Origin of the sequence: Rhodovulum sp. PH10 (genome assembly GCF_000293785.1) — a bacterium.
Taxonomy (GTDB): domain Bacteria; phylum Pseudomonadota; class Alphaproteobacteria; order Rhizobiales; family Xanthobacteraceae; genus Rhodoplanes.
In genome coordinates, this window is sequence record NZ_AKZI01000154.1 from 1 (window position 1) to 14423 (window position 14423).

A 14423-nucleotide genomic window follows, 5' to 3' on the forward strand; every position below is an offset into this window, starting at 1 on the left:
CCGATATCCCCGATATCGGCGTCGCTTTTCTCCTGGCCTCCGGCAGTTCGCGCCGCAACGCAGCCCTTGTCCGAGTGTCCAAACGGGCTCTAACAGGCGATCCGGGCCGCGACAAGGCCCGAGTCTGCTCGAAGACGAAAGGATCGTATCCTGGTGAAGTCGGTCGGAAACGAGCCCGTGGCGCGCCGGCGGCGCCGCCCGTGGCTGATCGCGCTGCCGGTCGGGATTTTGGCGGCGCTCGGCCTCGCCTGGACGGCGTTCTGGTTCCAGGCCGCCTCGACCACCCGCACGGTGCTGGTCGGCTGGCAAGAGCGCGAGGCCTCGCTCGGCCGCACCTACAAGTGCGACGAGCAGAGCGTCGGCGGCTTTCCGTTCCGCTTCTCGTTGCGTTGCGGTGCGCCGCAGGTGACCTTTTCGCGGACCACCCCGCCGACCGTCTTCTCCGCCCGCGACGCGGTGGTGACCGCGCAGGTGTGGCAACCCGACCTGATCGTCGGCGAGCTGGCCGGCCCGCTGGAGATCGCCGACGTCGCCGACAACGCCGCCCTCACGGTGAGCTGGACGCTGGCGCAGGCGAGCCTGCACGGCCTGCCGACCTCGCCGGAGCACGCCGCCTTCGTGCTCGACCGGCCCTCGGTGGTCGCCCGCCGGGCCGACACCAGCGCGCAAACGCTGCTCGGCGAGGCGTCGCGTGCGGCGTTCGACGCGCGGATCGTGTCGGGCTCGGCGCGCCGCGATCCGGTGCTCGAGCTTTCGCTCGTGCTCGACGACGCGCTCGCCCCGGCGCTCGGCCGGGCGGCGGCGATGCCGCTCGATCTCGACGCCACCGGCGTGCTGCACGGCCTGAAGGATCTTTCTCCCCACTCGGCACGTGAAACGCTCAGGGCGCTGCAGGCGGCGAACGGCCGGCTGGAGGTGACGCGGCTGCGCGTGCAGCAGGGCGACGTGATCGCCACCGGCGCCGGCACGCTGCGGCTGTCGCCGCGCGGCGCGCTCGACGGCGAGCTCGACGTGTCGGTCGTCAATGTCGACAAGCTGTTGCCGCTGCTCGGCGTCGACCGGCTGGTGTCGCGCCTTCTTCCGCAGAGCACCCGCGAAAAGCTCGCGCCGCAGCTCGACAAGCTGATGCCGGGCCTCGGCGGTCTTTTGCGCGGCAATGGTGGCGGCGGGGGATCGGCCGCGGACGGTGCCGGGAGCGGCAGCGCCGGTGCGGCGCTCGGGCCGTCGACCGAGGTCGAGGGCAAGAAGGCCGTCCGCCTGCCGCTGCGGATTCTCGACGGGCGGGTGATGCTCGGGCCGTTCGAGATCGCCGAGCTGGCGCCGCTCTACTGAGCGACGCCGGGGCGTCTCACGACACGACGAGAAGTATCAGGCGGCGCTGACCAGAATCGCGCGCTCGGCGGCGGTGACCGCCTCCGGCGTGCCGACATGCATCCACACGCCCTCGAGCCGGGTGCCGTGCAAACGGCCGGTCTCCTCGGCGCGGCCGAACAGCTCGGTCAGCGCGAACGGCCCGTCGGGCGCGCCCTCGAACAGCGCCGGGCCGATCAGCGCCACCCCGGCATAGACGAACGGCACCACCTCGCGCTCGGTGCGGCGGCGCAGCCGGCCGTCCGGCGTCATCGCGTAGTCGCCGCGGCCGCCATAGCCGACGCTGGTGGAGGTCGCAGCCATCAGCAGCATGGCGTCCATCGTTTCGGGATCGAAGCTCTGCGCCATCCGCACGAGATTGGGCGTCACGCCGTCGATCCACAGTGTGTCGGCGTTCACCAGAAAGAACGGGTCGGCGCCGAGCAGCGGAAGCGCCTTCCTCACCCCGCCGCCGGTGCCGAGCAGCTCTTCCCGCTCGTCCGAGATGGCGATCTCGGGTGCCTTGCGGCCGGCGAGGTGGCGCTCGATCTGGTCGGCGAAATGGTGGACGTTCACCACCGCGGTCGTCACGCCGGCGACGCTCAGGTGGTCGAGCACGTGATCGACCAGCGGCTTGCCGCCGACCGGCACCAGCGGCTTCGGCAGCGCCTCGGTGATCGGGCGCATGCGGGTGCCGAGGCCTGCGGCCAGCACCATCGCATGGTGCGGACGAACCGAGCGGGGATGGGCGGGACGGGGGTGGCGGGTGTCTTCCACGGGCATCGCGACCTCTCGAGGGGTCCATCTTTCGCGCGACTCGCCGCCGCTCGGCGGAGCGATTCGCTGCGTGACGGCGGACGGTAAGCCGTCCGGCGTGACGTGTCGATGACCCGGAGCGTGTGCAACCGGGAGCGGCGCTCGGCCGCGGCGCGGCCGCCGGCCGTTCGGGCCACCGGTGGGCGGGATCAGATCTCGAATTTCGGGCGCTTGCGCTCGCGCCGGCCTTTTTGCTGCACGTTCTTCAGGAACCGGACGCCGATCTGGTCGCCGTTGAGCCACACCCGCTCGCAGCGCCGGTGCGCGTGTCCCCAGGTCGAGAGCACCAGGAAGAACTCGTCGAGATTGATCTCCTCGGTCGAGCCGAAGATGGTCAGCTTGGCCTCGGTGTCGGACACGTCCTCCAGCAGCACCTCGCGCTGCCAGGTGCCGTCGATGCCCATGATGCGGGCGGCATAGCCGTGCTCGAACTCGACACGGTCCCCCGCCCTGCGTTCGGTGTTCATTCCGCGGTCTCTGCCTCGTTCCGGGGGTCGGACGAGACATTGAGGCAGAGAAGGCTGAAAATCCCCTTACCGGCCAGCGGGGCGGCGCCAGCGCGGAATCCCGGGTGTCGCTGCGCTCCACCCGGGCTACCGGTCGGTTACCGGCCCGCGGGCGGCCCGGATCCGAAGACGGGTCGGCACGACGAGCCGTCAGTCGCGCGGGGCGGGCGGCGGCGGCACATAGGCGGCGTACCACGCCTTGAGCGGCGCGAGCGCCGGGTGGGCGAGGGCGCGCTGCAGATAGGTCGCGACCCGCGGCATGTGCCGCAGGTATTGCGGCTTGCCGTCCCGCATGTCGAGGCGGGCGAAGATGCCGAGGATCTTCGTCGCCCGCTGGGCGGCGAGCGTCGCGTAGATCTGGGCGAAGCGGCCGACGTCGAAGCTCGGATCGACCTTGCGCCGCGCCCGGGCGTAGCGGCCGATCAGCTCGAGCTCCAAGTCCTCCGGCACGGTGACGCGGGCGTCCTGCAGCAGCGAGGCGAGGTCGTAGGCGGCCGGCCCCATCACCGCGTCCTGAAAGTCGATCAGCCCGACCTTGGCGATGCCGCGCCGCTCCGGCAGCCAGATCAGGTTCGGCGAGTGGTAGTCGCGCAGCACCCAGGTCTGCGGCTCGGCCAGCACCGGCGCCAGCGCCTCGCGCCAGCACGAGAGAAACACCTGGCGGGCCGGCATGGTCGGCACCGCGGCGAGGCGCGGCAGATACCATTCGAGCAACAGCTCGATCTCGATGAGGAAGGCGCTGATGTCGTAGCTCGGCAGGCGGTGGACGATGTAGGGCGTCACCGGCAGCTCGCTCGGCAGCGTGTGGCCGTGCAGCGTCACCAGCACGTCGACGGCGGCGCGGTAGCATTCCGGCTCGGGGTCGGGCGGGTCGCCCTCGACCACCGGCTCGGAGCCGAGGTCCTCGACCAGCAGAAAGCCGTTCTCGATGTCGGCGGCGTGGATCGCCGGGGCCGACAGGCCGAGATCGCGCAGCCCGTTGGCGAGCGCGACGAACGGCTTCACGTCCTCGGCGAGGTGGGCGATCGCGCTGTAGCTGCGGCCGTAGCGGATCGGCGGGCCGTCCGGCCGGCGCGGCGCGTTCATCAGCAGCACCACCCGGCCGTCCGGATGGGTCAGCCGCTCGTAGGCGCGGCTCGAGGCGTCACCATTGATGCGCTCGCGTGCGGCATCCGCCCAGCCGGCGCCCTCCAGAAACCGGCGCAGCTTCGGGATGCGCTCGGCGCGCGTCGCGAAGGCGCCGAAGCCGGTGAGGCGGACGGTGCGCGCCTCCTCGCCCGATTTCGGGGCGAGCGAGATCGACACGTCGAGCCGGTCGTCGGGCAAGAGGTCGGGGGCACGGTCCGGCCACTCGATCAGCACCACGTTGCCGGCCAGCATGTCTTCCACGCCGAGCTCGAGCAGCTCGTCGGGGTCGCTCACCCGGTAGAGATCGGCATGGACCAGGGTGAAGCGCGGCAGGTCGTAGCTCTGCACCAGCGTGAAGGTCGGGCTCGGCACGTCGAGCGCGTCGTCGCGGGCGAGATAGCGGATGATCGCGCGGGCGAGCGTGGTCTTGCCGGCGCCGAGGTCGCCCGACAGGGTGACGACGTCGCCCGGCTCGAGCGCCTCGGCGAGGTCGGCGGCGAGCTTCTTGGTCGCCTGCTCGTCCTCGAGCGTCAGGGTCAGCGGGTGGCTGCCGGGCGGGGTTGGTTCCATGGTCGAGCCGGCTCCGGCGCTGTGTCCGGGTCGGACGAGCGCTTCGGCGAGCCTGGCGCGATCACGACCCCTGCGGGATCACTCGGCGGCCGTGCGAGCGGCCGCCGTCACGAGAGGAAAGCTACATACCACAGTCGCGCCGCCGCCCACCGCGGAATCGATCCGCACCGTGCCGCCGTGCAGCTCGACGAACGAGCGGACGATGGACAGGCCGAGTCCGACGCCGCGGTGGCCGGAGCCCTGCGAATCGCTCTCGAACCAGTCGAACACCTTGTCGGCCATCTCGGGCGGGATGCCGGGGCCCTCGTCGCTGACGGTGAAGACGACTGCGCTGTCGGTGCGCTCGGCGGTGAGGGTGACGCGGCCGCCGGGCGGCGAGAAGCCGATCGCGTTGGACAGCAGGTTGAACAGCACCTGGCGGATGCGCCGGCCATCGGCCTGGAAGTCGCCGATCGCCGGGTCGGCGATCAGGTCGAGCGCGATGTCGTGCTTGACGAGGCGGTCCTGCACGCCCTCGACCGCCGCCTCCATGGTGGCGCGGATGTCGACCGGGCCGGGATTGAGGGTCATCGCCCCGGCGTCGATCGTCGCGAGGTCGAGGATGTTGTTGATGATGGCGAGCAGCGCGTTGGTCGAGACGGTGATGTAGCCGAGATACTCGTCCTGCTTCTCGGTCAGCGGCCCGGTCGAGGGATCGCCGAGGAAGTGGGCGAAGCCGATGATGTTGGTGAGCGGCGAGCGCAGCTCGTAGGAGACGTGGTGGACGAAGTCGAGCTTCAGCTCGTCGGCGGCCACCAGCGCCTCGTTGCGCTCGCGCAGCGCGCGCTCGACGTTCACCGAGTCGGTGACGTCGTGGAAGGTGACCAGCGTCGAGCCGTCCGGCAGCGGCACGGTGGCGAAATCCATCACGCTGCCGTCGCTGCGCTCGATCCGGCCGGAGATCGGGTCGCGGCTGTCGAGCGCGGTGACCGCCGAGCGCAGCGCGTGCCAGGTCTCGTCGTCGCGATAGAGCGGCCGGCACAGGCCGATCACCTGCTCGATGTGCGGGTGCTGGGCGAGCGCGGAGGGCGGCAGCTTCCAGGTGTTGGCGAAGGCCGGGTTGAACAGGCGCAGCCGGCCGTCGGAGCCGAACACCGCGACCGCCTCGGCGAGATTGTCGAGCGTCTCGCCCTGCACCCGGATCAGCGCGTCGAACCGGCGCTCCAGCTCGAGCCGCTCGGTGATGTCGTCGAACAGGTAGGTGACGCCGCCTTCCGGGTTCGGCGTGGTGACGACGCGCAGCGTGCGGCGGTCCGGCAGGTGCCACTCGTGCGCCTCGCTCTCGCGCGAGTGATAGGCCCGGTGCAGCTCGCGCTTCCACTCGCGGAAATCCTTCTGCTCGGGAAGGCGGCGGGCGGTGCGCAGGCGGTCGAGCACCTGGCCGTCGCTCGGCTGCTCGGCGAGGAAGGCGGGATCGAGGTCCCACAGCGTGCGATAGGCGGTGTTGTAGAAGGCGAGGCGGCGGTCGGCGCCGAAGATCGCGACGCCGGTCGCGAGATGGTCGAGGGTGCGGCGGTGGGCGGCGAGGATGTGGTCGAGCTCGGCGCGCAGCCGCTCGGCCTCGGTGGCGTCGATCGCGATGCCGATGCGTCCTTGCGTGACCGGCACCTCGAGCACGTCCATGACGCGGCGGCTGCCGGCGACGATCGCCGGGAGCCGCCCGCGAAACTCGCGGCCGGCGGCGAGCGTGCGGGCGACCGTCTCGCGCTCGCCGGTGTCGAGGAGCTCGGTGCCGCTGCCGAGCACGACGGTGGCGTCCGGCGCCTCGACGGCGCGCGCGTAAGCGGCGTTGACGAGCTGGAGCTGGCCGGCGCCGTCGCGCATCCACACCGGCGCCGGCAGCATCTCGATCAGGCTGCGCATCGCGTCCGCCTCGGACTGGAGCTTCTGGCAGCGCACCGAGAACTCGGCGAGGTCGCGCTTGATGCCGGAGACGTTGCGCAGCTTCATCACCGCGAAGCCGCCGATCGGCCGGCCTTCCGCCTCGACGTGGCGGCCGAGAATGGTGGTGAGGAGGAGCGCGAACGCCTCGCCCTCGACCCGCAGGCGGTCGATCGCGTCGGTGACGGCGGCGGCCAGATCCGGCTCGAGCCACTGGTCGAAGGCGAGGATGTCGTGTGGCGCCAGCGTCGGCGCGATGAACGAGGCCTCGCCGATCACCTCCGGCTCGCCGAGCCCGGCGGTCCACACCACCAGCACCTGCGGCTCGGACATCAGCAGCGTGGCGAGCCGGTCGATGTCGGATTGCAGCGAGGCGATCTCGGCGCCGTCGGCCTGGCGCTGCAGGCCGGCGCTGCGGTCGGTGCGCACCCAGCCGATCGCCGCGACCACCGCGAAGGTGACGACGCCGACGATCACCGCGAGCGTGGTCAGCTCGCTGGCGCCGAGGGTCGAGACGGCCCGGAGGGTGGCGGTGCCGATGCCCTGCTCGGCGAGCGCCGGCGAGGCGGCGGCGAGCGCGAGCCCGCCCAGCGCGATGCCGGCGAGCGCGGTGCCCGACGGCAGGGCCAGCGTGGCGCGCAACGCCGAGACGTGATCCGGGTGGGCACGATCCGGGTGGGCATGGTCCGGATGGAGCTGATCCGGGTGGAGTTGATCCGGGTGGACTTGGTCCAGCCCGACGCGACCCGTGATGGCGGGGAGGGGGTCGGCGTGATCCAGGGTGGTGCGAAGCGCACCGACACGCCGAGGCGGCCGATCTTTTCCGCATCTCGACATGCCCGCGTCCGGCATCGTGGCGCCACCTCTCGCGATCCCGGTTCCGCCCCTCGGCGGCCGGTCCGACTCACATCATCCTCGCGCGCGCCGTTACCGGCACGTTGCAAGGTTCGATCGAAGACGCGGAAAACTGAACCCCAAACCCCACGGCGCCGCGTAACGGCGCCGCCCCCCGCGCGCCGCTGACGGCGACCTCGCGAATCGATGGTCAATGTACCCTCAACCGGACTCCGGCCGTAAGAGTCCAGACGGTGAACGGCGCCGGGCGAGGCGAATTTCCCACATGCGGGACCGCACCCTCGCGGGGCGTTTTCGCGCGGCGCGATTCCCCGCCGGTACGGGACTCGTGAAAGCGGTGAAAGTTTCGGATTTGTCGACAGTTTCGTGACTGTCGGGCAGTGATCGGATGGGTCGCGGCGCCGCCTTTTCGGTCAGCGTCTCGAGGCGGCGAGACCGGTCGAGCCGAAGCCGTTCGCGCCTCGCGCGGTGTCGTCGAGAGTCACCACCTCCTCGGTCACCACCCGTAGCACCGGGGCGACCACGAGCTGGGCGATCCGCGCGCCGCGCTCGACCCTGAACGGGGCGTCGCCGTGGTTGATCAGCACCACCTGCACCTCGCCGCGGTAGTCGGCGTCGATCGTGCCCGGCGCGTTCAGCACGGTGACGCCGTGGCGGGCGGCGAGGCCGGAGCGCGGGCGCACCTGCCCCTCGGTGCCGGGGGGCAGCGCGATCGCGAGGCCGGTCGGCACTTGCGCCCGCTTGCCGGGGGCGATCTCGATCGGGGCGTCGGCCGGCACGGCGGCGAGGAGATCGAGCCCGGCCGCCGCCTCGCTCTGATAGGCCGGCAGCGGCAAACCCTCGCCGTGCGGTAGGCGGAGAATGCGGAGGGGGGCAGGGCTCATGGCGTGTCCTTCAGGGCGTCGGCGATGCGGCGGACGAGGGCGTGGGCGACCTCCTCCTTCGACTGGCTCGGCCAGGAGTCGACGCCCTCGGCGGTGACGACGTGCACGGTGTTGGCGTCGCCGCCCATGATGCCGGTCGCCGCCGACACGTCGTTGGCGACGATCCAATCGCAGCCTTTTCGGGCGAGCTTGTCGCGGGCGTTGTCGATCACGTTCTCGGTCTCGGCGGCGAAGCCGACCACGAGCCGCGGCCGCTTGCTCTCGCGCTTCGCGGTGGTCGCCAGAATGTCCGGGTTCTCGACGAAGGCGAGCTGCGGCGTGCCGCCAAAACCTTTCTTCATCTTCTGCCGGCCCGGCTCGGCGACCCGCCAGTCGGCGACCGCCGCGGCGAACACCGCGGCATCGACCGGCAGCGCCGCCTCGACCGCCGCCAGCATGTCTTTCGCAGACTGCACCTTCACCACCCGCACGCCGGGCGGGTCGGCGATCGTCACCGGGCCGGAGATCAGCGTCACCGCCGCACCGAGCTCGGCCGCCGCCTTGGCGATCGCATGCCCCTGCTTGCCGGACGAGCGGTTGGCGATGTAGCGCACCGGGTCGATCGGCTCGTGGGTCGGGCCGGAGGTGACCAAGAGCCGCTTGCCCGAGAGCGGCTTCGGCTGTCCGGTGCGCGGCTCGAGCAGCGCCTCCACCGCGGCGACGATCTCCAGCGGCTCGGCCATGCGGCCGACCCCGGCCTCGCCCGCTTCCGCCATCTCGCCGGCGTTCGGCCCGACCATCGCGATGCCGTCGGCATGGAGCTGGGCGGCGTTGCGCTGCGTCGCGACGTGGCTCCACATTTTTGCGTTCATTGCCGGGGCGATCAGCACCGGGGCGGTGGTCGCGAGCAGCGCGGTGGTGGCGAGGTCGTCGGCGTGGCCGCCCGCCATCTTGGCCATGAGATCCGCGGTCGCCGGCGCCACCACCACGATGTCGGCCTCGCGGGCGAGGCGGATGTGGCCGATGTCGAACTCGGTCTTGGAGTCGAACAAATCCGTGTGGGCGCGCTCGCCGGCCAGCGCCCCGGCCGACAGCGGCGTGACGAACTCCTGCGCCGCACGGGTCATCACCACCCGCACGCGGGCGCCGCGCTCCTTCAGCCGGCGGATCAGGTCGAGCGATTTGTAGGCCGCGATGCCGCCGCCGATGATCAGGAGAACGCGGGTGGAGGAGAGGGTCATGGGGCGCTCGAAACTGTCCACGGGTCGATGATCTCGACGCCGGCACCGGTGGACGCCGGGTTCATCAGCTCGGACACCACGTTGGTGTCGAGGACGATCACGGGTCGTCGGGCCAGTCGTCGAAGCGAGGCGGCTCCCGGACGCTCTCGGTCCGCTCCGAGATCTCGATGTCGATGCCACCGATCGGATCGACGATCGCCGCGATCGCCTCGGCGACGTTGAGCGCGGCGACGTCCGGCTCGGCGGCAGGCTGCCCCGGCAGCGTCTCGGCGAGGATGTGCCGCGCCTCCTCCTCCATCGACCGGCCGTTGCGGGCGGCCTGCAGGCGCAGGCGCTGCGCGAGGTCGTCGTCCAGCTCGTGGATGGTGAGGATCGCCATGCCCGCGATATAGCATCGATTACCGGGCGATCAATTCAGGCATCGGTGAGACCTCACCCCAACAGGTGCAGCAGCAGGAGAAAGGCGATCACCCACAGCGCGACGGTGGTGCCGCGGTTTTTCCGGGCCTCCGCCTCGGCGATGCCGGCGACGGTGTCGGGGGCGAGCAGAATGCCGTCGCGGGTGGCGAGGTCGATCTGGTCGGTGAGCCGCGAGGCGCGGGCGAGCAGGCCGGGCACCGCGCCGATGAAGCGGCCGACCTCGCCGACCCCCTCGACCGCCCCCTCGACCCGGCCGACCGGCCCGAGATTGCGCTCGAGCCAGGCCCGCACCACCGGCTCGGCGGTGTGCCACATGTCGAGCGAGGGATCGAGCATGCGGCCGACCCCCTCGACCACCACCATGGTCTTTTGCAGAAGCAGCAATTCGGGCCGCGTGCGCATGTCGTAGAGCGACGTCACCTCGAACAGCAGCGTCAGGAGCTTGGCCATCGAGATGTCGGCGGCGGTGCGGTTGTGGATCGGCTCGCCGATCGCCCGGATCGCCTGCATGAAGCTCTCCACCGCATGGTGCGGCGGCACGTAGCCGGCCTCGAAATGCACCTCGGCGACCCGCCGGTAATCCCGCGTGATGAAGCCGAACAGGATTTCCGCGAGGAACCGCCGCTCCTTCTCGGTGAGCCGGCCCATGATGCCGAAATCGACCGCGACGAGGCGCCCCTCGTCGTCGACGAACAGGTTGCCGGGATGCATGTCGGCATGGAAGAAGCCGTCGCGCACCGCGTGGCGCAGAAAGCTCTGAATCACCGTTCGGCCGAGCTTCGGCAGGTCGAGCCCGCGCCGCTCGAGCGTCGCCCGGTCGGACAGCGGCGTGCCGGAGACCCATTCGGTGGTCAGCACGTTGTGGGCGGTCAGCTCCCAGTCGACCGCCGGCACCCGGAAATCCGGGTCGTCCTTCACGTTGTCGGCCATCTCGGAGGCGGCGGCCGCCTCGAGCCGGAGGTCCAGTTCGACCGTGACCGAGCGGGCGAGCGTCGCCACCACCTCGGTCAGCCGCAGGCGGCGCGCTTCCGCCGAATGCTTCTCGGCGAGCCGGGCGAAGAAGAAGAAGGCGCGGATGTCGGCCTTGAGATTGCTCTCGATGCCCGGCCGCAACACCTTCACCGCCACGGTCTTGGTGCCGCTCTCGGTCGCGACCTCGGCGCGGTGCACCTGGGCGATCGAGGCGGCGGCGACCGGCGGCCCGAAGCTCGCGAACAGCGCCTGGACCGGGCGCCCGAGCGCCTTCTCGATCGCCGCCTCCGCCTCCGCCTGCGGGAACGGCGGCATCTTGTCCTGCAGGCTCTCGAGGTCCTGGGCGATCGCCAAACCCACCACATCGGGGCGGGTCGCCAAGAACTGGCCGAGCTTGACGTAGCTCGGCCCGAGCGTCGACAGCGCCGCCGACAGGCGGATCGCGCTCGAATCGCTCCTCGGCCGCTCGATCAGCCGGGCGAGGCGGATGCCGAGCTGGGCGATGCCCGGCAGCGGCGTCGGGTCGACCAGGGCGAAGACGCCCTCGCGGGCGAGCACGAAGCCGGCGCGGGCGAGGCGGATCAGGTGGGAGAGGGGAGGGATCATTCCGAATCCGAAGGGATGACGGGTTGCTGGCGGAGGCGCCGTCCATTCCCCCTCGCCTCGCGGGAGAGGCGGTCCGGGCAGAGCGAAGGCGGTCGAGGAGGCGTGCCGAAACTCAGGAACGAGCGGTTGCCCCCCTCACGCGGCGCGGACCTTCGGTCCTCGCCACCCTCTCCCACGCGGGGAGAGGGACGGTGAGCGGGCGGATCGACCGCGGACCGTCCCACGAAATCCTCATGGCACCCGGTGGCACCCGACCTCCCGTGGAGAGGGCGCCGGCCGTCACAGCCGCCAGCCGGAGTGCAGGGCGACGATGCCGCCGGTCATCATCCGCACGTCGACCCGGCCGAAGCCGGCATTGCGGATCATGCGGGCGAAGGCGTGCGGCTTCGGGAACTTGCGGATCGATTCGACGAGGTACTTGTAGGCCTCGGCGTCGCCCGTCACGACCCGGCCGATCATCGGGATGACGTTGAACGAGTAGAGGTCGTAGAGGGTGTCGAGGCCGGGCACGTCGACGGTGGAGAATTCGAGGCAGAAGAACCGGCTGCCGGGCTTGAGCACGCGATAGGCCTCGGCCAGCGCCGCCTCGATCCGCGGCACGTTGCGGATGCCGAAGGCGATCGTGTAGGCGTCGAAGCTCTTGTCCGGAAAGGGCAGCTTTTCGGCGTTGCCCTCCACGAACTCCACCACGTGGTCGAGCGAGCGGGCGCGCGCCCGTTCGCGGCCCACCTCGAGCATGTCGGCGTTGATGTCGCACACGGTCGCGCGGGTGCCGGCGCCGCCCGCCTCGACCATCCGGAACGAGATGTCGCCGGTGCCGCCGGCGACGTCGAGCAGCGAGAACGGATGGTCGCCCTTGGGCGGGTTGACGAGGTTGACCAGCACGTCCTTCCACAGGCGGTGCATGCCGCCGGACATCAGGTCGTTCATCAGGTCGTAGCGGCGCGCCACCGAATGGAAGACGTCGTCCACCAGCGCCTGCTTCTCCTCGAGCGGAACCGTGCGGAACCCGAAATGCGTTTCACTGGAACTGTCGGTCATGGCAAAGCGTCCTTTTCGGGGCGGACCATAGCGCGCAGCGCGCGAGGGCGCTATCTCTCCGGCACGATGATGCTGCCTCTCCTGCGCAATGCCTGAGCTTCCCGAGGTCGAGACCGTGCGGCGCGGGCTCGCCCCCGCCATGGAGGGCGCGCGGTTCCTCGCCGTCGAGGTCCGCCGGCCCGACCTCCGCCGGCCTTTTCCGAACGATTTCCGCGAGCGAGTCGAGGGGCGGACGCTGGTCGCGCTGCGCCGGCGGGCCAAGTACCTGCTCGGCGACCTCGATTCGGGCGACGTCCTCCTGATGCATCTCGGCATGTCCGGCTCGTTCCGGATCGAGCGCGAGGAGGGCGCCGCGGTGGTGCCGGGGGCCTACTATCACGCGAAAAGCGAGGCGAAGGCCCACGATCACGTGGTGTTCCACATGTCGTCGGGCGCCCGCATCGTCTTCAACGATCCCCGCCGGTTCGGGCTGATGCTGGTGGTCGCCGGCGCCGAGCTTTCCGAGCATCCGCTGATGCGCGAGATCGGCCCGGAGCCGTTGTCGGACGGTTTCGACGCCCGAACGCTCGCGCGCGCCTGCGCCGGCAAGGCGACCAGCCTGAAGGCGGCGCTGCTCGATCAATGCGTGGTCGCTGGGCTCGGCAACATTTACGTGTGCGAGGCGCTGCATCGGGCAGGCATCTCGCCGCGGCGCAGCGCCGCGACGCTGGCGACCAAGGGAGGCGCCCCGACCGCCCGGGCGGCGGCGCTGGTCGAGGCGATCAAGGCCGTGCTCGCCGAGGCGATCGCCGCCGGCGGCTCGTCGCTGCGCGACCACCGGCAGACCGACGGCACGCTCGGCCTCTTTCAGCACCGCTTCCGCGTCTACGACCGCGAGGGCGAGCCATGCGTCACGAGCGGGTGTGCCGGCACCGTGCGGCGGATCGTGCAGGGCGGACGCTCGACCTTTTTCTGTCCGGTGTGCCAGAAATAGCGGACGCGACGCCGTCTTCGGCAAAAGGCCGGCGGCCCGGCGCCGCCCGTCCCGCTCGGCGGGCAGAAACCCTCCCGGTCGAGGAGGGTGACGGAAGCGAGGTTGCGTGACCCCCACCCCTGCCGAGCTGCAAAAGCCCGCCGACGCGCGCCCGCGGCTGACCGACTACGGCGCCGGCTTCACCGCCGCCGTCACCTTCGCCGCGGCCGACATCCTCACCAAGCTGGTGCTCGCCGACGGCGCCGACGTGCTGACGCTCGCGCTGGTGCGCTCGGTGATCGGCATTTTTCTGGTGGCGGTCTGGCTGCGCACCGGCCCGACGCCGGTGCCGCTGGCGACCCGCGAGAAATGGACCGCGGCCCTCGTGGGGCTGCTCTACGCGATCATCATCTATCTGATCTTCCGCGCCATCGAGCTTTTGACTGTGCCGATGGCGATCCTCACTTATTTCAGCTACCCGCTGCTCACCGCCCTGATCGGCGCGCGGCTCGGCATCGAGAAGCTCGGCGTCGGCGCGATCGTGGTGGCGGGGGTGGCGTTCTGCGGGCTCGGCCTGATGATCGGCGCCAATCCCGGCCATCTCGGCCTGCAGGGGGTGGTGTTCGCGCTGCTCGCGAGCCTCGGCCGGGTCGGCGTGCTGCTGGTGAGCCGCGTCGGCCTGATGCGGGCGGACGCGCGCCTGTCGACCTGGTACTCGAACCTCACCACCACGGTGCTGTTCGCGCTCGCCGCGCTGCTGACGCAGAACTGGGTGCCGCCGCAGTCCGGCATCGGCTGGGTGTGGGTGGTGCTGATCGGCATCACCACCACCACGAGCGTCGCCGCGATCTTCGTGTCGACGACGAAGATCGGCCCGTTCCGCACGGCGCTGGCGATGAACCTCGAGCCGCTCTTGGTGACGATCCTCAGCGCGGCGTTTCTCGGCGAGCTCTTTACGCCGCTCCAGGCGGTCGGCGCCGCGGTGATGATCGTGTCGCTGTTCGTGTTTCAGCTGAAACGCTGACGAGGCTCGCCTCGCGAGGCCCGCCTCGGCCCTTCTTTACCTCTCCCCGCTACGCGGGGCGAGGGAGCGCCGGCGTCGTGCCGAGCGGCCTTTTACGTCCGCTCGTCCTCAGAGCCGATCCGAGAAGTTGTTGAGTCTCGGGAATCGGTTGTGATTCCG

At 71.0% G+C, this 14423-nt stretch carries 12 protein-coding genes; 3 read left to right on the forward strand and 9 right to left on the reverse strand.

Annotation, left to right across the window (positions count from 1 at the left end; all coding sequences use genetic code 11):
• The first annotated feature begins 153 nt into the window (after nucleotides 1-153).
• The gene (locus A33M_RS19965; RefSeq protein ID WP_040622080.1) at nucleotides 154-1332 is read left to right on the forward strand and encodes a DUF2125 domain-containing protein; all 1179 of its coding nucleotides are present in this window, start codon (nucleotides 154-156) and stop codon (nucleotides 1330-1332) included.
• Between the two features lie 36 nt (nucleotides 1333-1368).
• Here A33M_RS19965 and A33M_RS19970 read toward each other — a convergent pair whose 3' ends face one another.
• The 9 genes from A33M_RS19970 to ubiE form a co-directional block, all read right to left on the reverse strand.
• Entirely contained in the window at nucleotides 1369-2133 is a 765-nt protein-coding gene (locus A33M_RS19970) for a nucleotidyltransferase family protein (RefSeq protein WP_052027143.1), read from the reverse strand.
• Nucleotides 2134-2315: 182 nt separating this feature from the next.
• A complete protein-coding gene (locus A33M_RS19975; RefSeq protein WP_008391162.1) occupies nucleotides 2316-2633 on the reverse strand; it encodes a hypothetical protein in 318 nt (105 codons plus the stop codon).
• A gap of 189 nt (nucleotides 2634-2822) precedes the next feature.
• The gene (locus tag A33M_RS19980) at nucleotides 2823-4370 is read right to left on the reverse strand and encodes a bifunctional tRNA (adenosine(37)-N6)-threonylcarbamoyltransferase complex ATPase subunit type 1 TsaE/phosphotransferase (protein WP_008391164.1); all 1548 of its coding nucleotides are present in this window, start codon (nucleotides 4368-4370) and stop codon (nucleotides 2823-2825) included.
• Nucleotides 4371-4448: 78 nt separating this feature from the next.
• Nucleotides 4449-6932, reverse strand: a complete 2484-nt coding sequence (locus tag A33M_RS19985; RefSeq protein WP_008391166.1) for a PAS domain-containing sensor histidine kinase — start codon at nucleotides 6930-6932, stop codon at nucleotides 4449-4451.
• 626 nt (nucleotides 6933-7558) lie between these two features.
• Entirely contained in the window at nucleotides 7559-8029 is a 471-nt protein-coding gene (gene dut / locus A33M_RS19990) for a dUTP diphosphatase (protein WP_008391170.1), read from the reverse strand.
• Nucleotides 8026-9249, reverse strand: coding sequence for a bifunctional phosphopantothenoylcysteine decarboxylase/phosphopantothenate--cysteine ligase CoaBC (gene coaBC, locus A33M_RS19995; RefSeq protein WP_040622083.1), 1224 nt, complete (start codon nucleotides 9247-9249; stop codon nucleotides 8026-8028). Before coaBC ends, dut begins: the two co-directional genes overlap by 4 nt.
• A 97-nt stretch (nucleotides 9250-9346) precedes the next feature.
• On the reverse strand, nucleotides 9347-9628 hold the full coding sequence (locus A33M_RS20000; protein WP_008391175.1) for a FitA-like ribbon-helix-helix domain-containing protein: 282 nt from the start codon (nucleotides 9626-9628) through the stop codon (nucleotides 9347-9349).
• Between the two features lie 53 nt (nucleotides 9629-9681).
• Entirely contained in the window at nucleotides 9682-11247 is a 1566-nt protein-coding gene (gene ubiB, locus A33M_RS20005; protein ID WP_008391178.1) for a 2-polyprenylphenol 6-hydroxylase, read from the reverse strand.
• 279 nt (nucleotides 11248-11526) lie between these two features.
• Nucleotides 11527-12288: a bifunctional demethylmenaquinone methyltransferase/2-methoxy-6-polyprenyl-1,4-benzoquinol methylase UbiE gene (gene ubiE, locus A33M_RS20010; RefSeq protein ID WP_008391181.1), complete on the reverse strand. Its 762-nt coding sequence runs from the start codon at nucleotides 12286-12288 to the stop codon at nucleotides 11527-11529.
• An 88-nt stretch (nucleotides 12289-12376) separates the two neighbouring features.
• On the opposite strand from ubiE, the gene mutM reads away from it, so the two are divergent.
• Nucleotides 12377-13261 (forward strand): bifunctional DNA-formamidopyrimidine glycosylase/DNA-(apurinic or apyrimidinic site) lyase, encoded by an 885-nt coding sequence (mutM, locus tag A33M_RS20015; protein ID WP_008391183.1) that lies wholly within the window; start codon nucleotides 12377-12379, stop codon nucleotides 13259-13261.
• Between the two features lie 106 nt (nucleotides 13262-13367).
• Nucleotides 13368-14264 (forward strand): DMT family transporter, encoded by an 897-nt coding sequence (locus tag A33M_RS20020; RefSeq protein WP_008391185.1) that lies wholly within the window; start codon nucleotides 13368-13370, stop codon nucleotides 14262-14264.
• Nucleotides 14265-14423: the final 159 nt, after the last annotated feature.